Annotated in this window: 26 protein-coding genes; 12 read left to right on the top strand and 14 right to left on the bottom strand. The window is 71.6% G+C overall.

What is annotated here, in order from left to right:
* Positions 1 to 119: 119 nt before the first annotated feature.
* From ACZ6S0_RS10700 to ACZ6S0_RS10690, 3 genes are read left to right on the top strand one after another with little or no spacing between them, the layout of a single operon-like run.
* Positions 120 to 782 carry a hypothetical protein gene (locus tag ACZ6S0_RS10700; protein ID WP_465915503.1) on the top strand — a complete coding sequence of 221 codons (663 nt, stop codon included), beginning with the start codon at positions 120 to 122 and terminating at the stop codon, positions 780 to 782.
* Positions 779 to 1423, top strand: a complete 645-nt coding sequence (locus ACZ6S0_RS10695; RefSeq protein WP_465915502.1) for a hypothetical protein — start codon at positions 779 to 781, stop codon at positions 1421 to 1423. Before ACZ6S0_RS10700 ends, ACZ6S0_RS10695 begins: the two co-directional genes overlap by 4 nt.
* Positions 1424 to 1430: 7 nt before the next feature.
* Positions 1431 to 2543 carry a hypothetical protein gene (locus tag ACZ6S0_RS10690; protein ID WP_465915501.1) on the top strand — a complete coding sequence of 371 codons (1113 nt, stop codon included), beginning with the start codon at positions 1431 to 1433 and terminating at the stop codon, positions 2541 to 2543.
* Here ACZ6S0_RS10690 and ACZ6S0_RS10685 read toward each other — a convergent pair.
* From ACZ6S0_RS10685 to ACZ6S0_RS10630, 12 genes are all read right to left on the bottom strand, one after another.
* On the bottom strand, positions 2530 to 3831 hold the full coding sequence (locus ACZ6S0_RS10685; protein ID WP_465915500.1) for a hypothetical protein: 1302 nt from the start codon (positions 3829 to 3831) through the stop codon (positions 2530 to 2532). The two genes, ACZ6S0_RS10690 and ACZ6S0_RS10685, sit on opposite strands and share 14 nt — an antisense overlap.
* Before the next feature lie 271 nt (positions 3832 to 4102).
* Entirely contained in the window at positions 4103 to 4849 is a 747-nt protein-coding gene (locus ACZ6S0_RS10680) for a methylated-DNA--[protein]-cysteine S-methyltransferase (protein ID WP_465915499.1), read from the bottom strand.
* Positions 4846 to 5406 (bottom strand): RNA polymerase sigma factor, encoded by a 561-nt coding sequence (locus ACZ6S0_RS10675; protein ID WP_465915498.1) that lies wholly within the window; start codon positions 5404 to 5406, stop codon positions 4846 to 4848. Before ACZ6S0_RS10675 ends, ACZ6S0_RS10680 begins: the two co-directional genes overlap by 4 nt.
* Before the next feature lie 178 nt (positions 5407 to 5584).
* Positions 5585 to 5890, bottom strand: coding sequence for a DUF1416 domain-containing protein (locus ACZ6S0_RS10670; protein WP_465915497.1), 306 nt, complete (start codon positions 5888 to 5890; stop codon positions 5585 to 5587).
* Positions 5890 to 6729 (bottom strand): sulfurtransferase, encoded by an 840-nt coding sequence (locus tag ACZ6S0_RS10665; RefSeq protein WP_465915496.1) that lies wholly within the window; start codon positions 6727 to 6729, stop codon positions 5890 to 5892. The genes ACZ6S0_RS10670 and ACZ6S0_RS10665 overlap by 1 nt, the downstream gene beginning before the upstream one ends.
* Positions 6726 to 7139 (bottom strand): DUF4395 domain-containing protein, encoded by a 414-nt coding sequence (locus ACZ6S0_RS10660; protein WP_344894509.1) that lies wholly within the window; start codon positions 7137 to 7139, stop codon positions 6726 to 6728. The genes ACZ6S0_RS10665 and ACZ6S0_RS10660 overlap by 4 nt, the downstream gene beginning before the upstream one ends.
* A 59-nt stretch (positions 7140 to 7198) precedes the next feature.
* Positions 7199 to 7282: a putative leader peptide gene (locus ACZ6S0_RS10655; RefSeq protein WP_350668905.1), complete on the bottom strand. Its 84-nt coding sequence runs from the start codon at positions 7280 to 7282 to the stop codon at positions 7199 to 7201.
* 78 nt (positions 7283 to 7360) lie between these two features.
* Positions 7361 to 7774, bottom strand: coding sequence for a thioredoxin family protein (locus ACZ6S0_RS10650; protein WP_465915495.1), 414 nt, complete (start codon positions 7772 to 7774; stop codon positions 7361 to 7363).
* A 28-nt stretch (positions 7775 to 7802) separates the two neighbouring features.
* On the bottom strand, positions 7803 to 8711 hold the full coding sequence (locus ACZ6S0_RS10645; RefSeq protein WP_465916121.1) for an anti-sigma factor family protein: 909 nt from the start codon (positions 8709 to 8711) through the stop codon (positions 7803 to 7805).
* Positions 8711 to 9223, bottom strand: coding sequence for a sigma-70 family RNA polymerase sigma factor (locus tag ACZ6S0_RS10640; RefSeq protein ID WP_344894515.1), 513 nt, complete (start codon positions 9221 to 9223; stop codon positions 8711 to 8713). The genes ACZ6S0_RS10645 and ACZ6S0_RS10640 overlap by 1 nt, the downstream gene beginning before the upstream one ends.
* Before the next feature lie 109 nt (positions 9224 to 9332).
* On the bottom strand, positions 9333 to 9998 hold the full coding sequence (locus tag ACZ6S0_RS10635) for an LmeA family phospholipid-binding protein (RefSeq protein ID WP_465915494.1): 666 nt from the start codon (positions 9996 to 9998) through the stop codon (positions 9333 to 9335).
* A gap of 97 nt (positions 9999 to 10095) precedes the next feature.
* Positions 10096 to 10347: a MoaD/ThiS family protein gene (locus ACZ6S0_RS10630; RefSeq protein ID WP_465915493.1), complete on the bottom strand. Its 252-nt coding sequence runs from the start codon at positions 10345 to 10347 to the stop codon at positions 10096 to 10098.
* A gap of 176 nt (positions 10348 to 10523) precedes the next feature.
* Here ACZ6S0_RS10630 and ACZ6S0_RS10625 point away from each other — a divergent pair, with 176 nt between their 5' ends.
* The 3 genes from ACZ6S0_RS10625 to ACZ6S0_RS10615 all read left to right on the top strand — a co-directional run bounded on the left by ACZ6S0_RS10625 (position 10524) and on the right by ACZ6S0_RS10615 (position 15295).
* Entirely contained in the window at positions 10524 to 11216 is a 693-nt protein-coding gene (locus ACZ6S0_RS10625; RefSeq protein ID WP_465915492.1) for a response regulator transcription factor, read from the top strand.
* 113 nt (positions 11217 to 11329) lie between these two features.
* Positions 11330 to 14776 carry a tetratricopeptide repeat protein gene (locus ACZ6S0_RS10620; protein WP_465915491.1) on the top strand — a complete coding sequence of 1149 codons (3447 nt, stop codon included), beginning with the start codon at positions 11330 to 11332 and terminating at the stop codon, positions 14774 to 14776.
* A gap of 150 nt (positions 14777 to 14926) precedes the next feature.
* On the top strand, positions 14927 to 15295 hold the full coding sequence (locus ACZ6S0_RS10615; RefSeq protein ID WP_465915490.1) for a hypothetical protein: 369 nt from the start codon (positions 14927 to 14929) through the stop codon (positions 15293 to 15295).
* 52 nt (positions 15296 to 15347) lie between these two features.
* Here the strand turns inward: ACZ6S0_RS10615 and ACZ6S0_RS10610 are convergent, their stop codons facing one another.
* On the bottom strand, positions 15348 to 16013 hold the full coding sequence (locus ACZ6S0_RS10610; RefSeq protein WP_465915489.1) for a hypothetical protein: 666 nt from the start codon (positions 16011 to 16013) through the stop codon (positions 15348 to 15350).
* Positions 16014 to 16170: 157 nt separating this feature from the next.
* Here ACZ6S0_RS10610 and ACZ6S0_RS10605 point away from each other — a divergent pair, with 157 nt between their 5' ends.
* The 6 genes from ACZ6S0_RS10605 to ACZ6S0_RS10580 all read left to right on the top strand — a co-directional run bounded on the left by ACZ6S0_RS10605 (position 16171) and on the right by ACZ6S0_RS10580 (position 20528).
* Entirely contained in the window at positions 16171 to 16782 is a 612-nt protein-coding gene (locus ACZ6S0_RS10605) for a dienelactone hydrolase family protein (protein ID WP_465915488.1), read from the top strand.
* Positions 16783 to 17045: 263 nt separating this feature from the next.
* Complete coding sequence (locus tag ACZ6S0_RS10600; protein ID WP_465915487.1) at positions 17046 to 17369, top strand: hypothetical protein; 324 nt, start codon at positions 17046 to 17048, stop codon at positions 17367 to 17369.
* Between the two features lie 103 nt (positions 17370 to 17472).
* Positions 17473 to 18534, top strand: coding sequence for a HesA/MoeB/ThiF family protein (locus tag ACZ6S0_RS10595; RefSeq protein WP_465915486.1), 1062 nt, complete (start codon positions 17473 to 17475; stop codon positions 18532 to 18534).
* Positions 18535 to 18598: 64 nt separating this feature from the next.
* Entirely contained in the window at positions 18599 to 18724 is a 126-nt protein-coding gene (locus ACZ6S0_RS10590) for a hypothetical protein (RefSeq protein WP_465915485.1), read from the top strand.
* A gap of 44 nt (positions 18725 to 18768) precedes the next feature.
* Entirely contained in the window at positions 18769 to 19353 is a 585-nt protein-coding gene (locus ACZ6S0_RS10585) for a DUF6879 family protein (protein ID WP_465915484.1), read from the top strand.
* On the top strand, positions 19350 to 20528 hold the full coding sequence (locus tag ACZ6S0_RS10580) for a zinc metalloprotease (RefSeq protein ID WP_465915483.1): 1179 nt from the start codon (positions 19350 to 19352) through the stop codon (positions 20526 to 20528). Before ACZ6S0_RS10585 ends, ACZ6S0_RS10580 begins: the two co-directional genes overlap by 4 nt.
* Here ACZ6S0_RS10580 and ACZ6S0_RS10575 read toward each other — a convergent pair.
* On the bottom strand, positions 20503 to 20883 hold the full coding sequence (locus ACZ6S0_RS10575) for a VOC family protein (protein WP_465915482.1): 381 nt from the start codon (positions 20881 to 20883) through the stop codon (positions 20503 to 20505). The two genes, ACZ6S0_RS10580 and ACZ6S0_RS10575, sit on opposite strands and share 26 nt — an antisense overlap.
* Positions 20884 to 20983 lie beyond the last annotated feature (100 nt).

Here is a 20983-nt window from a genome sequence, read left to right as displayed (position 1 = left end):
CGCTTCGTGACAGCGTATGAGTTACCGGCCCGGTAATGGCAGGGTTCTCGGCAATTCGACCGACCCGATGGGAGCATAGGGGCAGATGGGACAAGCGATACCTATTACCATCCATACCCATGACGGAACCCACCGGCGGCAGCACCGACAGGCCCAGACGTCCGGTAGTGGTGCCCGCCATCGCCCTGGTGGCGGCCACCACCCTCGGGATCACCGCTCTCCTGGGCGGTCTGAGCGAGGCCGCCGAGGAGCCTGACCCTCTGGGCCAGGGCGCGGTGCTCGACCAGGGGCTGTACTCCACCAAGTTCGTCGAGTCGCGGGTGAAGGTCGAACCCCCGGAAAACGATTGGGACGAGGAGAAGCGGTTCGTGGAGCTGGTCTTCGACGTCACCAACCAGGCGGACGACACCTTCAGCGTGGGCGCCCCGCCCGTACGGCCTGACCAGGCCCACCTGGCCACCTCCTTCGCCGGCTCGCTGATCAAGATCAGCCCGGCCTTCGACAAGGACGCGGGGCCGTTCGCCTACGCCCTCAGCAAGGGCGGCGAGACGAGCCAGCTCTTCCCCGGGGTGACCAGCCAGGTCGTCGTGCGCTACGAGCTGAAGAACGGCCGGCAGCCGCCGGAGAAGATCACGATGGACGTGGCCGCCTTCGAGTTCACCACCGACTTCAACAACGTCCTCCCGCGCTGGACGATGGTCACCCAAGAGGTGGACGACAAGTTCGCACCCGAGATCAAGGCCCGGGTGACCCTGCCGGTCAAGAAGGGCGACCCAGCGTGACCGCCACACAGCGACGATCGGCGGCCGGCCCCGAGCCCCGGCGCGGCAGGCGGGCCGAGCGGCGGCGGGGCACCGGCTCGCGGCTGCTGAACGCGGTCGCCGGCCTGGTGCTGCTCGCCGGCGCCGTCGGGCTCCAGACCCTGCACCTGGGTGAGGGCGAACTCTCCGACGCGCTCACGTACACCGGGGGCAAGGGCGAGGAGGTGGACGCGCGGCGGTTCTCCGTACGGCTCGACTCGTTCACCGCCGCGAAGTCGATCGAGAGCTTCAGCAAGACCATCGGGACCGACAACCTCTTCCTCATCGTCAGCGTGTCCGCCAAGTCCAGCCGCCAGCCGTTCCGCCTCGGGCAGCCGGTGCTGCTGGCGGCCGACGGGAAGAGGTTCGACGCCACCGACCGGGTGGACAACTCCGTGCAGTTGTCGGACACCTGGCTGCAGCCGGACATCTGGGCCAGCGGGCGCTTCTTCTTCGAGGTCCCGGCGTCGGCGCTGCCGGGCGCGGGCGTCGTGTTCGGGCTCCCCGGGTCGGTGCTGGTCGAGTCGTACCGGCCGGAGGTCGAGATCGACCTCGGGCTCGACGAGCAGGGCGCGCGCACGCTCGCCGCCTCGCCACAGGCCGTCTACTCGGTGAAGAAGTGATCGCAGCATGAGCACGAACGAGGAGCGCGACTGGTTCACGCCGCGGAACGACCGGCGGCCGGACGCGGATCAACCGCCCCCGCCCGGCCAGGTTCCGCCGCCCAGTCAGGCCCCGCCGCCCGGCCTCGGAGCGCGTCCGGAGCAGGACGTGCCGCCCCGTCAGGGCCCGCCCCACCCTCAGGGCCCACCTCACCCCCAGAGCCCGCCCCAGTCGCAGGGAGCGCCGTACCAGCAGCGGGCGCCGCGCCCCCAGCGGCCGTTCCCGGCGAGGCCGCGCCCCCGGCAGGGCACGCCTCCCCAGCCCCGCCCCCGGCAGCCCCATCCCGACCAGCAGGTCTGGCCACCGGCTCAGCGTGAGCCCATCGACGACGCCACCCAGCCCTTCCCCGCCGTACGGTCCACCGCCGGGACGGCGCGGAGCGTCCCCATGTTCGGCCCCCCACCGGGCACACAGCAGGGCGCGGGGCCTGCCGCTCCGGAGCCGCCACCGTCCTCAGGCCAGGAGCAGCCCGCCCCGACCGTGGACGCGCCGCCCGCGCCGCGCGCCCGTCGCCGCGGCCGCACGGCGTTGGCCGCGGCCGCGGCCGTCGTCGTGTCCCTGCTCACCGTCGGCGCCCAGAGCTACGACGGCTACCTGTTCTACGAGAAGACCACCGAGAAGGAGACCAGGGAGATCGTCGTCCCGTTCGGCCAGGCGGGGAAGACCAGCTACAACATCGAGTTCACGGCCGCCATCAGCCACACCGAGGCCCCCGAGGACACCGTGTACGGCTCCGACGGGACCTGGCTGAAGGTCGACATCACGCGGAAGGTCCTGGACGAGCGCAGCGCCACCATGACCGCGGAACCCCAGGAGGTACGGCTGGAGGACGCCCAGGGGCGCATGTGGGCGGTGCAGCCCTTGCCGGTGGGCGACAGGCCGTTCGACCGGCTCGTGGTGGGCCAGGAGTACACGATCGAAGGGCGGGTCATCGTGCCCAGCCCGGTGGCCGACGAGGTCGAGCTCACGTTCCGGCCGAGCACCTACCGCTCCGACACCCCCACGGAGGACCTCCTCGACCCGGAGGCCGTCAAGAAGCTGGAGAAGAACGTCGACGTGCTGCGGTTCACACGTCGTTGAGCGGCTCTCCGCGCAGGCGGGCGCGGGTGGCCGCGAGGTCGTACGTGGCCGCCAGCAGCGCCGTCGTGAGCACCGTCACGACCAGCTCGCGCAGGAAGGACAGTGGCGGCCCCTGGAAGGTCCACACCCACTCCTCCTGGGTGCCGATGAGCTGCCGCAGCCAGCGGTCGGCGTACTCGGCGGCCACCGTCACGCCGACGTAGCACAGGCACATCATGCCGAACAGGGGCGCGCCCGCCCTGAACACCACCCGCAGCGAGTTGGCCAGCGGCAGCCAGCGGTCCCGGAAGCCGCCGGTGACCTGGTCGAACGACTTCTGGGTGAGGTCGTGGCTGCCTTCGAGGCGATCGACGCCCCCTTCCAGCCTGGTGCCCTTGACGAGCGTGCGGGTCTCGTCGGAGTAGGCGCCGTAGACGAGCATCGCCACGGTGAGCCAGGCCAGCGGGACCGCGACCGCGTCCAGGAAGAACGGCCAGACGTCGCCGAACCAGTCCGTGACGGCGTCCCAGACGGGCACGCTCTTCTTGGTCTCGGCCCAGATCTCCTCTGCGCCGCTGACCACGCTGCGGTGCTCCACCCAGTCGGAACGCGCGTTCGCGAGGACCACGGTGGCGTTCAGCCCGTAGAAGACGAACGCGAACTCGGAGAAGGCGGCGCCGAAGCCGAAGAACCCGCCCTTGCCCTTCGCCACGAACTTCGCGAACAGCGCCTTCAGCGCGAACATGGCGGCCATCGCCCCGAGCGACACCCGCCAGTCGAGGTCGACCAGCCCGCGCCCGACGTCGGAGTCCTCGCCGAACCAGGAGGCGCTGGTCAGGTCGTAGAAGTGGTGGAAGATGTCCATCTGGTAGACGTCACGGGCGTCCTCCTTCTGGAACCCCCACGCCAGGTAGAGCACGGCGAAGGCCGGGGCCACCCGGTCGAGGGTACGGAAGAACCGCTCGTCCGCCGCGCCCTCCCCGCTCCTGGCCCGGATCTCCCACAGCGCGCCGCGCAGGGCGTGCAGCATGCCGGTGACCACGGTCATCGCGGCCAGGATGATGAACGTGAGCAGCGTCATGACGGCCACGAGCCGGACCTGCCGGAAGTCGCCGTAGGCCACCTCGGTGGCGGCGTAGAGCAGCACGAAGCGCACCAGCTCACCGGCGGCGAACCAGAGGATCAGCGGCAGCGCGCACCTCTGGAGCAGGCGGAGGGCGTGGAGGGGCAGCGAGTACGGCGACGGCAGCTCCTGAGCCGTCGTGGGCCCAGGTCGCGGGGGCGCCGTCGCACCTGTCGATCCGGACATCGGTGGAATCGTAGCGGTATGCCCCTCGCGACGCAGCAGCAACACCCGAAGAACGCCACGCTCCGCAGATCGATCATGGACGCACAGCGAACACGACGCACGCGCCGACCTCGCACGGGCCCGACCCGCGCAGGCCAGATCCTGTGCAGGCCAGATCCTGTGCAGGCCCGACCCCGCGCAGGCCCGACACCGCGCAGGCCCGGCGCAGGCCCGACCCCGTGCGGGCGATGCCGCCGTGCACCCGGCCGGGCCTCTGTGCCCCTCGGGGGAGCTACCCGGCCTGGTCGTAGGCCGGGCGGCAGGTGCGGCAGGGGCGGTAGCCGGCCGCCCTGGCCTGGGCGAGGTCGCGGAACCCGTGCCGGTGGGCGGACGTGATGCGGCGAGCGTTGTGGCACGTCGGGAAGCAGACCACCCCCGTCGTGTCGCTGGCCAGGTAGAACACCCGCCGCCCTGCCAGCTCCCGCACCCGGTCCAGGTCGACGCCCTCGGCCAGCAGCAACCGCTCCTTGGCCGACGGGCCGAACACATGGTCGCCCGGCACCCCGTCCGACCGCGTGACCCGGTGGCAGGGGATGAGCAGCGGCACGGGGTTACGGGCCAGGGCCGTGCCGACCGCGCGTACGGCCTTGGGACGGCCCACGCGGGCCGCGATCCACGAGTACGGCCGCACCTCGCCCCTCGGGATCGTCCGCACCACCTCCAGCACCTCGCGCTGGAAGCCGCTCGCCCCGCGCAGGTCCAGCCGGACCCCCGACGAGCGGCCCGTACGCAGGGCGGGCAGCAGACCGGCGGGCGGCCGGTCGGCGGGCCGCAGCGGACGGGCGAAGCGCTTCCTGAACGTCTCGGCGAAGCCCTCCCCCTCGTGCACGTACGCCACGCCCTGGTCGGTGAACGCGACGGACAGCTCCCCGAGCGGGCTCGGCACGCGTACCCAGCGGGCCGCGATCCGGTCGAGAAGGCCGGCCGGCGGCTCTGCGCCCAGTGCCGCGAGTGCGGTGAGCAGTGGATCGTGGGTCATCGGGCACCTCCCCCTGCGCGCAGGCGCCGCAGCCCTCTGGACACGTGCGACTTGACCGTACCCTGGGGGATCTTCAGCACGGTGGCGATCTCGCTGACCGGCAGGTCCACGACGTGCCTGAGCACGACCGCGGCCCGCTGCTCCTCCGGCAGCAGGCCGAGCAGCTCGGCCAGTTCGTCGCCGGTCTCGTGGCGCACCGCCGCCTCCTCCACGTCCTCGCCGGGATCGACGGTGTCGACCGGCTCGTCCCACAGGTCGGGCGGGGGTTTGCGGGACCTCTTGCGCGCGCAGTTGCGCCAGATGTTCATGAGGATCGTCATGAGCCACGCGCGCGGCTGGAGCGCGGCGACGCGGTCTCGCTCATATCCGGCCAGCGCCCGGTACGCCCGCAGGAACGCCTCCGCGGTGAGGTCCTCGGCGTCGGCCCAGCGCCCGGTCAGCCGCAGCGCGGCCGAGAAGACCAGGCCCCGGTAGGCGCCGTACAGCTCGGCGAAGCCCTCGTCGAGGTCGTCGAGCAGCGCCTTGCGCACCGGCTCGGGGCAGTCGGATTCGCTCACGTCCACTACAACACCGCCGGGTCCCGTCCCGTTGCACCCCGCTGCGCCGCATTCCGGTCCACCGCAGCCCGGTTCCCTGCACCTCGGTTCACCGCACCCCGGTCCGTCGCGCCCCGGCCGGTGGCACGCGAGAGGCCCGCGTCCGTGGCGGACGCGGGCCTCAGGCGCGTTTCAGCGGTCAGACGGCCACCGCGAGCTGGGCGACCTCGCCCAGCCTCGCCTCGACGCGCACGTCCCTGGTGACGCCGCCGCCCGCGATGATGCGGACGGTCCAGTCGCCGGGCGCGGCGAAGAACCGGAAGACCCCGTCGTCGGACACCACGACCTCGCCGGTGAACTCACCGGACTTGTCGAGCAGCCGCGCGTACGCGGTGCCCACGCCGGTCACGACGCCCTGGATCACGGCCTGGTTGGACAGATCGATCCCGGCGGGCAGCGTCGCGGTCTGCTCCGGCGCTCCGCATCCCTGTGCCGCGGTGGTCATCAGCGGGCCTCCCCCAACTCGATCGGCACGCCCACGAGCGAGCCGTACTCGGTCCACGAACCGTCGTAGTTCTTCACGTTGGCCTGCTCGAGCAGCTCGTGCAGCACGAACCAGGTGTGCGCCGAGCGCTCGCCGATGCGGCAGTAGGCGATGGTGTCCTTGCCGAAGTCGACCCCGGCGTCCTGGTAGAGGACGCGCAGGTCGTCGTCGGACTTGAAGGTGCCGTCGTCGTTGGCGGCCTTGGACCACGGGATGTTGCGGGCCGTGGGCACGTGCCCGCCGCGCTGGGCCTGCTCCTGCGGGAGGTGGGCCGGGGCCAGCAGCTTGCCGGTGAACTCGTCGGGCGAGCGCACGTCGACCAGGTTGAGCTTGCCGATCGCCGAGACGACGTCGTCGCGGAAGGCGCGGATGGCGGAGTCTTGCTCCTGGGCGGCGTACTGGGTCTTGGCCCGCTCGGCCACCTCGCGCACCAGTTCGCGGGAGTCGAGCTCCCACTTCTTGCGCCCGCCGTCGAGCAGCTTCACGTCGGAGTGGCCGTAGAGCTTGAAGTACCAGTAGGCGTAGGCGGCGAACCAGTTGTTGTTTCCGCCGTAGAGCACGACGGTGTCGTCGTTGGAGATGCCCCGGTCGGACAGCAGTGCCTCGAAACCGGTCTTGTCCACGAAGTCGCGGCGCACCGGGTCCTGCAGGTCCTGGCGCCAGTCGACCTTGACGGCGCCACGGATGTGGCCCTTGTCATAGGCGCTGACGTCCTCGTCGACCTCCACGAGGACGACTCCGGGGGTGTCGAGGTTGGCTTCGACCCAGTCGGCGTCCACCAGGGCGGCGGAGCGGCTCATTTGGATACCTCCATGTTGGCGGCGGGCAGTAGTCGGCGGATGAGCAGGTACATCTCGCAGCCAAGGCAGAATCCGAAGGCTGCGTTGAGGAAGGCGGCGAGGAGAGCCGCGGCCGTGGCCGCGAGGGCCAGCGGCGTGATCCCGGTGGAGTACCCGACCAGGCCCGCGACCGCGAAGACCAACCCGACCGCCTGGGCGAAGCGCGGTGGGCGGGCGTCCTCGGTCTCCTTCGGGACGCTTCGGACGAGCACCTTGAAAAGCATCGGGTACGGCGAGCGCCAGACTGCTCCGAGGGCGAAGACCACCGCCTGGGCGGCGAGCAGCCAGAGACTCCCCGTCACCAGAACGGAGGCGAGGACAAGAGTGGTGACGGCCGCGCCGAAACGCAGCGCTCTAGGATCGGCACGCATCGCGGGATGCTCCTGAAGGGTCGATTTGGGGCGGATCGGAAGTCCGCGCGAGATCGTCCTCAGGCAGCGCGACAGAGCGCGGTGGCGACGCGGCAGAAATCAACCGCGCGCCGCTTCGTGAGCAGCTCTGTCGACGGGTTCATGGCGATGACACTACTCGGCGTCTCGTCATCTGTCACATCTCGTCCGGTTGGTGAGACAACTTGTGAGACGGCTCACACTCACCCCTCCGGTACGGCCTCCGCCAGCGCCGCCAGCACCTCGGCCTTCCTCGGCTGGCCGGCGGCCTTCTTGACCACGGCGCCCGCCGGGTCGAGCACCAGGACGGTGGGCGTGCGGGTGATGTCGAGACGCCGTACGAGATCGAGCCTCGACTCGGCGTCGACCTCGATGTGCCGCACCCCCGGCACGACCGCGCTCACGTCGGCCAGGATCCGCCGGGTGGCCCGGCACGGCTGGCAGAACGCGGTCGAGAACTGCACCAGCGTGGCCCGCTCCCCGAGCCCCTGCCCGAGGTCGGCCTCGGACAGCCGGTCGCCGTCCGTGTCGCGTACGCGTCCGTCGCGGCGCAGGCGGATCACCCCGATCACCGTGCCCAGCGCCAGCGTCGCCAGCACCACCCAGAATCCCGTCATCGTCAGATGCAACCGAGCGGGCCCGCGATTACTTCCGCGCGTCCTCCGGCACCGGGACGTTGACGAGCAGCCTGCCCGTCTGGTCGACGACCTCGAACCTGACGATCTCCCGCAGGGCCAAGGTCGTGTCCTGCCGGAAGACCGTGTTGTCCTGGTACGACTGGCGGCTGACGACCCACGTCGGCGTCTCCTCGCGTCGCCCGTCCGCGGCGACCACGACCAGGCGGCAGACGGTGCCCACCGGCACGCCGCCGACCTGGACGCCCAGCTCCGTACCGGTGTCGGAGGGCAGGGTCAGCACCGTGGCGCGGTACTGTTCCGCCTCGTTCACGCCGGGGAACTCGCGGCCCTCGCCGGGCTGCCGCGTGGCCGCCGTGTCGGCCTGCCCCTCGGCCTTCTCCGCGAGCGTCTCCTCGGGCTTGTCGGCGGGCTGCGACTGCGACGCGGGGCTCTTCGACGGCTGCGACCGCGCCTCGGGACTCCGCGAGGGCTCTTCGCTGCTCAGCGGGGCCACCAGCGCGGAGCCCTGGTCCTGCTGCGCCCCCGACTCAGGCTCCGCCGACCGGGCCGCCGCGGGGGCCTGCGCCGAAGTCGACGTCCCCATGCCCGACCTCGCCTGGATCGCCGTCCACACCGTGCCGCCCACCACCAGCACCGCCGCCGAGGCGGCCACGGCCATCAGGATCCGGCCGCGTCTGGCCCGCCTGACGCGGTCGTTCAGCAGCCGGTCGAGCACTCGGCGCGGGGGGCTGGCCACCAGCTCGACGTCGCGTTCCGACACCTTGCCCAGGAACGACCCGACGCCCTCCAGCTCGACCAGCTCGGCGCCGCACGCCTCGCAGGTCGCCAGATGGTGGTCGACCTCCAGCGCCTCCTCCGGGTCGAGCGCGCCCAGGGCGTGCGCGCCCAGCGCGATCCGGACCTCCTCGCACGTCATCACGGTGCCAGCCCCCGTTCTTCGAGCGCCAGTTTGAGTGCGCGCAACGCGTAGTACGTACGGGACTTGACCGTGCCCGCCGGAATGCCCAGCGTCGCCGACGCCTCCTTCACTGATCGCCCCCGGTAGTAGACCTCCAGCAGCACCTCGCGGTGCTCCGGTCGCAGAGCGGCCAGCGCCTCGGCGACCGCCCACGACTCGACCGCCCGCTCCAGCTCGTCGTCGGCCGGCAGGACCGCCAGCGCCTCGTCGCCGGTCTCCTGCGGCCTGGCCTTCTTGGCCCGATGCTGGTCGACGACGAGATTGCGGGCCACGGTGAACAGCCAGGCGCGGACGGGCCTGCCCGCCAGGGCGTCGGGATGCCGCCAGGCCCGCAACAGGGTCTCCTGGACGACGTCCTCGGCCCGGCCGGAGTCGCCGGTCAGCCGCAGCACGTAGCCGTAGAGGGGCCCGGCGTGCTCGTCGAAGAGGGTTCTCACCAGTTCCTCGTCAGCGGTGTCCGCCGCGCTCACAGGCCCGGCTCCGTCGGGCCCGCGGGCGCCGTGCCCCGGCTCCGGCCGGCTCGCTCGCTCTGCTCGCTCACGCCCCTCATCACGTACGCCGGGGCGCAGCGGTTCAACCTCATCCACGAATCGGCACGTCAGACGCTTCGGCCGAGATCTCCAGCCCTTCGGCCACGCTTCGCACCTTGGTCACCTTCACGTCGAAGGGCAGGTTCCCCTTGAACGGGATCGTGTACGAGAGCAGCCCGGCGACCTGGTCGGGCACGCCCTCGATCTTCTCCGCGGTGACCCTGATGCCGCCGTCGGCGACCTCGACCCGCAGCTCGGCGTCGAACTTGACCTTGCTTGCCCCCACCGCCACCTCGCCCGACGCCGTGAGCCGGTCCCCGTTGCCGCCGATCTTCACGCCGTCCGGCGCGAACTTGTCGATGGTCGCCCGGGTGAGCGTGCCGCTGACGGTCACCCGGCCGGCCCGGACGTCGGGCCGGTTCTGGATGATGTCGGCCAGGGGCGCCGTCACGTCGTAGGCGGCGCCACGCAGGTCGTTGATCGGCACTCCCCCGTAGGAGAACGTGCCGAGGTCGAACCGCACCTCGGGATAGTGGCCGGAGAGCGCCTGGGTGAGGAAGGGGATGCCCTCGATGGTCACGGTCGGGGGGTCGGAGAGGTCCGCGGCGGCCGCGATCCTGTTGCCCAGGTCCTTCTCGACGCCGGCCACGGCCACCCGGTCGACGGCGACAAGGAGAACGACGAGCACGATCAGGAAAACGATCAGCTTGCGCATGGGGCTCCCTGTCTTCGAGCGGGGGTCAAGAGCCTACCGACTGGCATCCCCCATTCCCCCGCAAAGCGCCCGCTCACCCGCCCGCTCACCCGCCCGCTCACCCGCCCGCGAACGGAGGCAGCACCTCCACGGTCGAGCCGTCGCCGAGCAGCACGTCGTCATGGGACCGCTTCCCGACCGGGGAGCCGTCGACGAGGAACGAGCAGCGCCGCACAATCCGTGCCAGATCTGCACGATTTTGTGTGATTTTCGTCATGAGTTCACCAAGAGTGACCGCCTCGAACGGCTCTTCGGCGACTCCGGCCGCTTCCTTCGCCGCCGCCCAATAACGTACTTTTCCCGTGGCCATGCCTGCCTCACAATCGGTTTCTGCTCTATTGTGCGCCGTCCTTAACAAGGTTGTTTCAGGAGACGCGCTGTTCACCTGCAGGACTCGCAATGGACGCCACTTACTCGTGGGATATCCTCACCTACAGGACCTGGGCGACGTAGCCCCCGGGTCCTTGCGTGTTTGAGGAGGCCGTAATGAGCAACCTGCTCCTGCTGACCAACGCCCTCGAGCCGTCCTCCGAGGTGCTACCGGCGCTGGGGTTGCTGCTGCACTCGATCCGCGTCGCACCGGCGGAGGCGTCCGCACTCATCGACACCCCGCCCGCCGACGCGGTCCTCGTCGACGCGCGCAAGGAGTTGGTGCAGGCCAAGAGCCTGTGCCGGCTGATCCGCACCACGGGCATCGACTGCCCGCTGCTGGTCGTCGTGACCGAGGGCGGGCTGGCCGCGATGACCGCGGAGTGGGGCGTCGACGACGTGCTGCTCGACAGCGCGGGCCCGGCCGAGGTGGAGGCGCGGCTGCGGATGGCCACGGGCCGCATCTCGCAGACCGGCGCGGAGGACACGCCCGACGAGATCCGCAGCGGCGACCTGGCGATCGACGAGGCCACCTACACGGCGCGGCTGCGCGGCCGGGTGCTCGACCTCACGTTCAAGGAGTTCGAGCTGCTCAAATACCTCGCCCAGCACCCCGGCCGGGTCTTCACCCGCGCCCAGTTGCTGCAGGAGGTCTGGGGCTACGACTACTTCGGCGGCACCAGGACGGTCGACGTCCACGTCCGACGTCTGCGCGCCAAGCTCGGCACCGAGTACGAATCCCTGATCGGGACGGTCCGTAACGTCGGCTACCGCTTCGTCCCCGACCGGGCCGACACCGCCAACGTCTGAGGCGCATTGACAGCGGGGTTCCTCCCGCAGTCCACTGTGGTGACAGGTCGTCGCGCAGGCCGTATCGCGCCTGTCATGCCGGGACACCGCCGTCCTAGAGGGGTGGCGTCGGGGTGGGTCCGTTCAGGTCGCTGGTCGACGAGGGCGCCCGCCCGCGCGTCTACCGGCGCAACGAGACGATCTGCTCACCGCTCAGGCCCGCGCACAGCGTCTACCTGATCGACTACGGCTACGCCCGCGAGCACACCCCGGCCGGCGACCGCGAGGCCGTGCACGACCTGCGGGGCGAGGGCGACCTCGTCGGCGAGCTGGCGTTCTGGAGCCCCGCCGACCGCGTCAAGATCGACGCGCTGACCGAGGTGCGCGTCTGGCCCATCGACCTGCGGCGATTACGCGAGCACGCCGCCTCCTCCGCGACTGTGGCGACGGCGCTGGTGCAGGAGCTGTTCGCCAGGAACATGGCCGCCCGCAGGCACGAGGCGCTGGCCCGCGCGCCCGTGGCCGCCCGGCTGGCGGTCTGGCTGCTGCACCTGGACGAACGGTACGGGCTGGCCGCCGAGTCGGCCCCGCCGCTGTCCATGGAGACGCTGGCCGACCTCGTGGGCAGTTCGCCGGACGTGGTGCAGCGGCAGCTCACCCAGTGGGTGCACCGGGGCTGGCTGGTCCGGCCCGGATACCGGCGGATGCGGATCGCCGACCCCTCCGCGCTGCGCGGCGTGGCGGGGAGCTGGGAGCACCTGTCGGCTCCGTGGCGGGGGCGGGTGACGCCGTTCCTCGTCCGGCCGGGCGGACCGGCCGAGCCGCTGCCGGTGGGCGAGGTGCCCAAGCCGCGCCAGCTCCCCGCCGACGTCCCCGACTTCACCGGCCGGCAGCAGAGCCTCGACCTGCTCACCGCCTGGCTGGAACGCCCTCGCCGGACCAACACCATGGTCGTGGCGGGGCTGCCGGGGATCGGCAAGACCGCCCTGGTGACGCACTGGGGGCACCTGCACGCCGACCGGTTCCCCGACGGGCAGATCGTCATCGACCTGCGGGGCCAGTCGCCGAGCCAGCCGCCGATGAGCGCCACGGAGGCGCTCGGGCAGATCCTGCGCTCGCTCGGCATCGGCGAGCACATGCCGGCCGCCGACGAGGCCGAGCTGATGCTGCTCTACCGCAGCAGGATCGCCGGGCGCAGGCTGCTGCTCATCCTCGACAACGCCGCCGACCCGTCCCAGGTGCGGGCCCTGCTGCCCGGCGGCAAGGACTGCGTGGTGCTGGTGACCAGCAGGACGCGGATGGCCCCGCTGCGCGCCACCGGGCACGCCGACCTCATGGACCTGCTGGTGCTGGACCCGGGCAACGCGGTGGCGCTGCTGGTGGCGGTGCTCGGGGAGGGTTCGCCGCGGGCGGCCGACCGGGACGCGCTGGCCGAGCTGGCGCGGGTGTGCTCGTACCATCCGTTCGCGTTGCGGATCTCGGCCGCCAAACTGGCCGAGAACCCCGGGCTCAGCGTGCAGCGGCGGGTGGAGGAGCTGCGCAGGCCCGATCCGCTGCTGGTGGGCGATCCCGAGGAGGCGTTCAGGTCGGCGCTGGACCTGGCGTACGAGTCGCTGAGCCCGGCGCAGCGGCGGGCGTTCCGGCACGTCGGGCTGCTGCCGACGCGCGACTTCAGCCCCGAGGTGCTGGCCGCCGCGCTCGGCGTGCCGGTGAGCGAGGCGGTGGTCGCGGTGGAGGGGCTGCACCGGGCGTACCTGGTGGAGCCGTTGCCCGGCCCCCGCTACCGGGTGCACGACCTGGTCAAGCGGCTGGCCAGGGAGCTGGGCAGGCACGCGGAGGCGGGCGTGCGCGAGGCCAGGGCGCGGCTGCTCGACCACTACCTGGCCAAGGCGATCGACGCTGAGACGCCGCGCGAGTGGTTCGAGGCGGAGCGGCGGTCGCTGGTCTCGTCCGTACGGCTGGCCGGGGAGAGCGGCGCGCACGGGATGGCCTGGCGGCTGGCGGAGGCGGTGTTCGAACCGTTCCGGCGGCTGCGCTACTACGCGAACAACCTGGAGGTCCAGCAGGGCGGCCTGACCTCGGCCATGCAGGTCAGCAACCGGCGGGCCATCGCGCTGATGCGCAGCAACCTCGGCTCGATCCACCGGGACATCGGGCCCTCGACGCTGGCGGCCAGGTTCATCGGCGAGGCGCTGGCGGACTTCGCCGAGCTGGGCGACAGCGTGGGGCGGGCGCGGGCGCTCAACGACCTGGCGGAGGTGCACGGCATCGCGGGCAACAGCGAGGACGCGCTGAGCCACGCCGGCGCCGCCCTGGAGGTCTACAAGGAGATCGGCGACCTGCGCGGGGTGGCGAGCTGCCTGCACACACTGTCGCGGCTGCACGTGTCCCAGGAGCGGTACGAGCTGGCGCTGCACCACGCCGGCCAGGCCCTCGACGTACGGGAGCAGCTCGGCGACCGGCACGGCACCGCCCAGAGCCTGATCATCCTGGCCACCGTGCAGCGCAACCTGGGCGAGCCGAACGCCGCGCTGTCGGAGGGCCTGGAGGCGCTGTCGATCTGCCACGAGCTGGGCGACGAGCACGCCGAGGCCGAGACCCTGCTGTGCCTGGCCGAGATCTACGACCTGCTGCGACTGCCGTACGACGCCCAGCGGGACGCGGAACGCGCGCTGGCCGGCTACACCGCGACCGGCGACCAGTACGGCTGCGGGCGGGCCCTGTGCGCGCTCGGCCGCATCGCGCGCAACGGCTCCCGCTACGACGAGGCGCTGTCGTACTACGAACAGGCCCTGGCCGTGCAGGTGGAGCTCCACCACGAGCAGGGCAAGGCCGAGACCCTCGGCGACATCGGCCTGGTGCACTGGCGGCTGTCGGACTACCTGCGGGCCGACGACTATCTCAACCAGGCGCTGGCCATCGGCCGGGTGATCCGCGACGAGCCGGTCGAGGCCCGCATGCTCAACCGGCTGGCCCGCGTGCGGCGGCGGCAGGGGCTGCCGCAGGTGGCCTTCGTGTACGCGCTCGAAGCGCTCGACATCGTGCAGGGCATGGGGAACCGGCGGGCCGAGGCCGACGTGCAGGAGACGCTGGCGTACACGTACCTGTCGCTGGGGCAGCACCGGCCCGCGCTGCGGGCGGCCAAGGCGGCGCTGGCGATCAGGGAGGAGCTGCGCGACAACCGGGCCGGCGCGCTGCTGTCCATGGCGCAGGCGCTGCACACGGCGGGCCGGTCGGCGGCGGCGCTGGAACCGGCCAGGGAGACCGTGGAGCTGCAGAACGAGAGCGGCACCCGCGACCGCTGGGCGGCGGCGCTGACCACGCTGGCCATGGTGCTGCTCGACCTGGACCGGGCGGACGAGGCCCTGGTGTACGCCCGGCAGGCCAGGGACGTGCACCTGGAGTGCGGGACGCGGCGGGACCTCGGGTGCGCGCTGCGGGCGCTGGGGCTGGTCTCGGCCCGGCTGGGGCACCGGGCCCAGGCGGTCGCCCATCTCAGGGACGCCGTACGGACGCTCGAGGACGTGGGAGACGTGTTCGAGGCGCAGCAGGCCGCGGCGGAGCTTCGGGATCTTTCCTGAGAACGCGAACATTCCTGAAATGCCGGACAAAGTCGGGAAAAGCCGGAAATCTCGATAAAAGTCGTTAAATCTCGGGGTCGAGGTCGCAGATCTTTTCCCGATCTCCTCGTTAGCTGTTCTCACCGGCTGCTCACAACGGAGGTGATCCGGATGCTCAAGAACCATCTGCGTCGAGACCTTCAATGGCTCAAGCGACAGGCACGCAAGGACCGGCGGATCACCGTCGCCCTGCTCGCCGTGGTGCTGGGCGCGTGGCTCCGCCAGCTCCCGACCGCCCCGGCCCCTGGGGAGTCACCGGTCCTGACGGCGCTCGCGCTCGGGCTCGTCATCGGGTCGGGTTCGGCCTGGCTGGTGTCGGCGTACTACGTCAGCAGGAGCCTGCGGGTACGCCGCGAGCCCACCGAGGAGCTGCGATGGGTCTCGCGGATCGGCAGGGGGAAGGAGTGGGCGTTCTGCTCGCTCGGCGCGTACGTGGCCTGGCACCTGCTGCGGTTCGTGACGGCGCTGGTGCTGGGCTGAGGACCGGCGGCGGGGCGGCACCGTGAAACGGGGCCAGGATGCCGTCCCGCCGTCATCCCGTAAGGCGGGCCAGTTCCAGGGAGTCCACCCGGATACCGGGGCCCGTGTGGACGAACTGGACGATCTCCGCCGTCTCCAGGTCCACCGGGCCGAAGTCGGCGGCCGCGTGGGCGTCGCACCACTCGACGATCTCCGCGCCGTTCGTCAGCGGGGCGGCGAAGTGCACGAGGCTGACGTACCAGCGGTCGCGGACGCGTCCGTGGTCCAGGTCGCGTACGCCGCGCGACTCCAGCGCGTGGGCGTAGCGCTTGGACAGCGTGCCCAGCGTGTCGTCGACCGGATGCGCCCCCACCAGGACGCCGCCCTGGTGGGGGCTCACGCCCGCCAGGTAGACCCGGGCCGGGACCAGGCCCTGTACGGCCTCGGACAGCGCCTCCCCATAGGCGCGGCGCAGCGGGTCGTCCGCCGGGATGCGGGCCCGGTACGCCTCCAGGGACCTGAGCGTGAGGTGCAGGGCCCGGCCGCCGTGCACCCAGTGGCCGGGGGCGGGGGCCGTGGCGGCCAGCTCCGTCATGCGCGTCACGGCCGCCCCCTCGGGCCGCAGCACGGCCGCCGCGCCCCAGCGGTCGGACCCCTCCACCATCGGGCTGTCGTGGACGGCCCGGCCGGACAGCAGGGTCTCGCGTCCCCTGACTCTGAACTCGGCGAAGTCGGACATCCGAGCAGTATGCCATGATCATCCCCGCGCGACGCCGGGTCCGACCTCCGAGGACCGGTCCGGGGGCTGCCCTGCGGCCGCCCGGCGGCTGCTGGGCGGCGCGGCTGATAGCGGGGTCCGTAACCGGGTAGCGGCAGGGTGCGAGGGGAGGGGGCGCATGTCCGGTGATCTGATCGTTCCTGACGCCGCTCAGGGCGTGGTGGTGTTCGTGCACGGCAGCGGCAGCAGCCGGCACAGCCCGCGCAACCGTTACGTGGCCGGCGCGCTCAACGAGTCGGGGCTGGGGACGCTGCTGTTCGACCTGCTCACGCCGGAGGAGGAGGCCGATCGGCGTAACGTGTTCGACATCGGGCTGCTGGCGGGGCGGCTGCTGGAGCGTACGGCGTGGGTGCGGGCGCAGCCGGAGGCGGCCGGGCTGCCGATCGGCTACTTCGGCGCCAGCACCGGCGCGGCGGCGGCGCTGTGGGCGGCGGCCGAGCCGGACAACGCGGTCACCGCGATCGTCTCGCGCGGCGGGCGTCCCGATCTGGCCGGTGACCGCCTGGCCCTGGTACGCGCGCCAACCCTGCTCATCGTGGGCGGACGCGACCCCCTGGTGGTGGAGCTGAACGAGGAGGCGCAGCAGCGGCTGCGCGCCGACAGCCGGATCACGGTGGTGCCCGGGGCCACCCACCTGTTCGAGGAGCCCGGCGCGCTGGAGGCCGTGGCCGGTCACGCCAGGGACTGGTTCGTCACCCATTTCGCGGCATCCCGCAGGCCGACGGGCTGACCACCGCGCCCGCCACGCCCTGACGGGGCCTGCCCGGCGCGGGGCGTCCGGCCGTTTCATCGAATTTTCAGCGACGTTCAAGGGCCGAGCGATACCTTCCGCTCGAGTAAAGACCAAGGCTCTTTCACCGCACCGAGAATGACGCGGTGACTCCTGCGCCCCCGGAGTAATCTTGCGCATTCGGACAAGGCGCTCCCGCACGCGCCCCCGTCATCTCCCCAGCCGAACGCCGTGAACCGGCGAGTCCCCCGATCAAGGGTCCGATGAACAGCAAACTCACCGCACTTGTCTCCGCTCTCCTGATCAGCTTCGGTGTCGGCCTCGCCGCTCCTCCTGCATCGGCGGCCGTACCGCACGACACGATGGTCGCGGCCCCCTTCGCGGCCGCACCCCCGAAGTCGTGCGACATCAATTCCAACCTCAACATGACGGCGACCGCCTACATCTCGGCCTGCCGCAAGGCGGGCATTCGCAAGGTATTCCCCGGCCAATATCTGAACGCCGCCATCATCAAGATCAAAAACGACCGGACCGCGGCGGGAAAGAAAGCCTGGAAACTTCTCAACGACCAGCGATGGAGAAAATAGCCGGTTGAATTCGCTCGGTGGCCGGCGGCGGCGTCGGCCACACGGGTCTGACGCCGGTGAAGCAGATCTTGACCGGGGACCGGCGGATGCCCACGATCGGTGCATGCGTCTACCCCGGGTCAAACCCGAGCACGCTCCCCACCGCCTCGACGACGGCACCATCCGGCTGGGCGGCGCCATGTACGGCATAGCCTCGGAGATCAGGGACGCCGACGGATGGGCCTGGTCGGCCCTGGCCCTCATGGACGGCACCCGGCCCCCCACCGCGATCGCCGCCGAGCTGTGCGCCGCCTTCACCGCCCTGACCCCCGACGAGGCCCACGGCATCGTGACGACGCTGCTCTCCTCCGGCCACGTGGAGGACGCCGTCCCCGCGCCCTGCGCCGAGCTGAGCGAACGGGAGCAGGAGCGCTACCGCCGCAACCGGGAGTTCTTCCGCTGGGTGGACCTGACCCCGCGCGAGCACGGCTGGGAGCCCCAGGTACGCCTCAAGTCCGCCCGCGTGCTGGTGCTCGGCCTGGGCGGGACCGGCAGCCACGCGGCCTGGTCACTGGCCGCCGCCGGGGTGGGCCGATTGCACCTGGTGGACCCCGACGTGGTCGAGCTGTCGAACCTCAACCGGCAGATCCTCTACACCGAGGCGGATGTCGGCCGGCCCAAGACCGAGGCTGCCCTGGAACGGTTGCGCCGGGTCAACTCCGACATCGAGATCACCGGCGAACAGGCCGCCGTGGACGGGCCCGAGCACCTGGCCCGGCTGGTCGGCGGCTTCCACGCGCTGGCGTTGTGCGCCGACCGGCCGCGCGAGCCGTACGGGATCCAGACCTGGGCGAACCGCGTCTGCGCGGCGGCCGGGATCCCGTGGGTGAGCGGCGGGTACAACGGCCCGCTGGTCAGCGTGGGCGTCTTCGGGCCGGGCGGGCCGTGTTTCGAGTGCGTACGGGCCGGGATCCCGCCGCAGCCCGGCGACGGGTACGCCTGGCCCGGCGTGACCGGCGCCTCGGCCGGGCTGTCGGGGCAACTGGTGGCGCACGACGTGCTGACGCTGGTGACCGGGCTCGCGAGGACGCCGCCCGGCTATTTCCACGGCCTGACATTGCTGGATCCGGACGCGCACGTCTATGCGCGATATCCCGCGAGAAACGAATGTGAAATCTGTTGTTGAGGTGACTCGGATTCGATCATACGATGACGCCACCGTTTCCCCGACCCGACCGGTAAGGAGTGCGATGAGTAACACCCCTGCCCCGGAACCACCGCAGGAGCGAAAGGCGCCGAAGAAGATCACGGTGCGCCGGCTGGACAAGATCGAGACGACTGGCGTACTCAAGCCCAGCCACGGCAACTCCAACTGATCCACGTGCGGGCAGGGCGACCTGCCCGCACCCCGGGAGTCTTGATGAGTGATGTCCTGACCCGGCTGCGGTCCGCCCCCGGCACCTCGATGAACGCCGCTGAATACGGCGCCGACTTCGCCCGGGAATTCGAAATCGCGAGTGGCGTCCTCTGGAAACTCGAACGCGCCCAGGAATTCGACGAGGGCGACCTGCCGAGCTATCGGGCGATGCTCGACGGCGATTGGCGGCGGGCCATGGCGCTGGTCGCGGAGATGCGTACCGGATTTCGTTCCGACAATCCCGGCCGGATGGACTTCCGGTGGATCAGGGTGGTCGAGGAGCCGCTCACGCGCTACCTGCGCTGGGAGCTGGCGGTGTTGTCGGCGCGCGCCGAGGAGGGCGAGAACAGCAGGGTGGTGCCGGTCTCCGCGCTGCGGCCGTACGAGGGCGGGGGGCCCGCGCCGGAACTGGTCCTGTTCCATCCCGCGCTGCTGTACGAGGTGCTCTACGACCGGCACGGCAGGCACCGCGGCGCGCGCCGCATCACCGACCCGCGCTTCGTGGAGCCGTGCGTCCCGGTGCTGTGGGGGTTGTTCGACCGGGGTGAGGACCTGCGCTCCTACTGGGCCGGGATGAGGACGGGTTGACTGTCACGTTCCACGAGCTGGGCGTCCGCCACGACGGCGACGAGTGGATCGTCGGGCGGGTGGACTCCGGCGACTTCGTGGCCGTGCCCGAGGAGGGGCTGCGGGTCATCCGCCTGCTGCAGGACGGGATGGACCGCGACCAGGCCAGGACCCACCTGCTGGCCGAGACCGGCGTCGACCTCGACGTGGCGGACTTCGTCGCCGCCCTCGTGGCGGCCGGGCTGGTGGCCGAGGTGGCGGGCCGTCCGGTGCCGAGCCCGCCGCCGGTACGGCCAAGTCTCCCGTGGTTGCGTCCGCGGCACCTTCGCTGGGCGCTGCATCCCGTGACGCACCTGGCCCTGCTGGTTCCGATCGCGGCGGGGGTCGCCTGCCTGGTCGCGCGGCCGTCGATCTTCCCGGCCTGGGAGGCGGCGCTCTGGACCGACCACGCCGCCGTCGTCCTGCTGACCTGGGCGGCCGTCCTGTGGCTGGCGACCGGCCTGCACGAGCTGGGCCACCTGGTCACCGCCCGCGCCGCCGGGGTGCCCGCGCGGATCGCGCTCGGCACGCGCCTGCAGTTCCTGGTGGCCCAGACCGACGTGTCGGGGGTGTGGGTGGCCCCCAGGCGGGTGCGGGTCGCCGTCTACCTGTCCGGCACCGTCCTCGACCTGGCCGTCTGCGGCCTGGCGCTGACGTGGGCGTACTTCGCGGGGCCGCATCCGCTCGTCACCTGGGTCGTCCTCATCCAGGTGGTCCGGGTGGCCGCGCAGCTCCTCGTGTTCATGCGTACCGATCTGTACTTCCTGCTGCAGGACCTCACCGGCTGCCGCAACCTCTACGGGGACGGGGGCGTCTACCTGCGCGGGCTCCTGCGGGGCAGGCGGGGCACGCTGGCCGGGCTGCCGCCGCGCGAGCGTACGGTCGTGCGCCTCTACGCGGCGCTCCAGAGCACGGGCACGCTCGCCTGCCTGGCCTTCGCCGTGCTCGTCACCCTGCCGCTGGTGCTCACCGTGCTGCTGGAGTCGGTACGCCATCTCGTACGGGCGGAGAGCCTGCCCGCCATGGCCGAAGCCGTCGTGGTGCTGGCGCTGATCATCCTCCCGGACGTGGTGTGGGCGCGGGCCTGGTGGCGGCGGCACGGCGACAGGCTGCGACGGCTGGCCCGGCGGCTCAGGCCGGGTCGGGCACGGCCGTGAAGAACTCGTAGCTGTGCCCGTCGGGGTCGCGGACGTAGACGCCACGGCCTCCGGCGAGGTGGTTGATCTCCCGGTCCCAGCCGTTCATGGGCCCGGACCCGTAGTCGATCGACGTGGCGGCCCGCAGCCGCTCGAGGACGGCGTCGAAGGTGGCGTCGTCCACGAGAAACGCGTAGTGGCCCGGCTGCGGTCGGCGGCGGTCGTCGAAGTCGAGGGTGAGGTCGCCGTTGACCCGTACGGGGGCGAACGGGCCGGCCGGGGCGCCGACCCGCAGGCCGAGCAGCTCGGCGAAGAAGGCGGCGGCGACGGTCTTGTCCGCGGCCGGGACGATCAGGTGGTTCATGACGATGCCCATGCGGCACTCCTCCTGCGCAGGACTGAAATGTGTGCGATACGCACATAATCATATATGCGTATCGCATGCAATCTGTCGTAAGATGGTCGGCATGAGCGAG

This window comes from Nonomuraea sp. NPDC051298, assembly GCF_055586305.1.
This window is presented reverse-complemented; position numbering and strand designations above follow the sequence as displayed.

What these genes read in the sequence shown, in the direction of transcription:
- ACZ6S0_RS10700 (WP_465915503.1), top strand. Translation starts at nt 120, where the DNA reads ATGACGGAACCCACCGGCGGCAGCACCGACAGGCCCAGACGTCCGGTA.
- ACZ6S0_RS10690 (WP_465915501.1), top strand. Translation starts at nt 1,431, where the DNA reads ATGAGCACGAACGAGGAGCGCGACTGGTTCACGCCGCGGAACGACCGG.
- ACZ6S0_RS10685 (WP_465915500.1), bottom strand. Translation starts at nt 3,831, where the DNA reads ATGTCCGGATCGACAGGTGCGACGGCGCCCCCGCGACCTGGGCCCACG.
- ACZ6S0_RS10680 (WP_465915499.1), bottom strand. Translation starts at nt 4,849, where the DNA reads ATGACCCACGATCCACTGCTCACCGCACTCGCGGCACTGGGCGCAGAG.
- ACZ6S0_RS10670 (WP_465915497.1), bottom strand. Translation starts at nt 5,890, where the DNA reads ATGACCACCGCGGCACAGGGATGCGGAGCGCCGGAGCAGACCGCGACG.
- ACZ6S0_RS10665 (WP_465915496.1), bottom strand. Translation starts at nt 6,729, where the DNA reads ATGAGCCGCTCCGCCGCCCTGGTGGACGCCGACTGGGTCGAAGCCAAC.
- ACZ6S0_RS10660 (WP_344894509.1), bottom strand. Translation starts at nt 7,139, where the DNA reads ATGCGTGCCGATCCTAGAGCGCTGCGTTTCGGCGCGGCCGTCACCACT.
- ACZ6S0_RS10655 (WP_350668905.1), bottom strand. Translation starts at nt 7,282, where the DNA reads ATGAACCCGTCGACAGAGCTGCTCACGAAGCGGCGCGCGGTTGATTTC.
- ACZ6S0_RS10650 (WP_465915495.1), bottom strand. Translation starts at nt 7,774, where the DNA reads ATGACGGGATTCTGGGTGGTGCTGGCGACGCTGGCGCTGGGCACGGTG.
- ACZ6S0_RS10645 (WP_465916121.1), bottom strand. Translation starts at nt 8,711, where the DNA reads ATGACGTGCGAGGAGGTCCGGATCGCGCTGGGCGCGCACGCCCTGGGC.
- ACZ6S0_RS10635 (WP_465915494.1), bottom strand. Translation starts at nt 9,998, where the DNA reads ATGCGCAAGCTGATCGTTTTCCTGATCGTGCTCGTCGTTCTCCTTGTC.
- ACZ6S0_RS10630 (WP_465915493.1), bottom strand. Translation starts at nt 10,347, where the DNA reads ATGGCCACGGGAAAAGTACGTTATTGGGCGGCGGCGAAGGAAGCGGCC.
- ACZ6S0_RS10625 (WP_465915492.1), top strand. Translation starts at nt 10,524, where the DNA reads ATGAGCAACCTGCTCCTGCTGACCAACGCCCTCGAGCCGTCCTCCGAG.
- ACZ6S0_RS10615 (WP_465915490.1), top strand. Translation starts at nt 14,927, where the DNA reads ATGCTCAAGAACCATCTGCGTCGAGACCTTCAATGGCTCAAGCGACAG.
- ACZ6S0_RS10610 (WP_465915489.1), bottom strand. Translation starts at nt 16,013, where the DNA reads ATGTCCGACTTCGCCGAGTTCAGAGTCAGGGGACGCGAGACCCTGCTG.
- ACZ6S0_RS10605 (WP_465915488.1), top strand. Translation starts at nt 16,171, where the DNA reads ATGTCCGGTGATCTGATCGTTCCTGACGCCGCTCAGGGCGTGGTGGTG.
- ACZ6S0_RS10600 (WP_465915487.1), top strand. Translation starts at nt 17,046, where the DNA reads ATGAACAGCAAACTCACCGCACTTGTCTCCGCTCTCCTGATCAGCTTC.
- ACZ6S0_RS10595 (WP_465915486.1), top strand. Translation starts at nt 17,473, where the DNA reads ATGCGTCTACCCCGGGTCAAACCCGAGCACGCTCCCCACCGCCTCGAC.
- ACZ6S0_RS10590 (WP_465915485.1), top strand. Translation starts at nt 18,599, where the DNA reads ATGAGTAACACCCCTGCCCCGGAACCACCGCAGGAGCGAAAGGCGCCG.
- ACZ6S0_RS10585 (WP_465915484.1), top strand. Translation starts at nt 18,769, where the DNA reads ATGAGTGATGTCCTGACCCGGCTGCGGTCCGCCCCCGGCACCTCGATG.
- ACZ6S0_RS10575 (WP_465915482.1), bottom strand. Translation starts at nt 20,883, where the DNA reads ATGGGCATCGTCATGAACCACCTGATCGTCCCGGCCGCGGACAAGACC.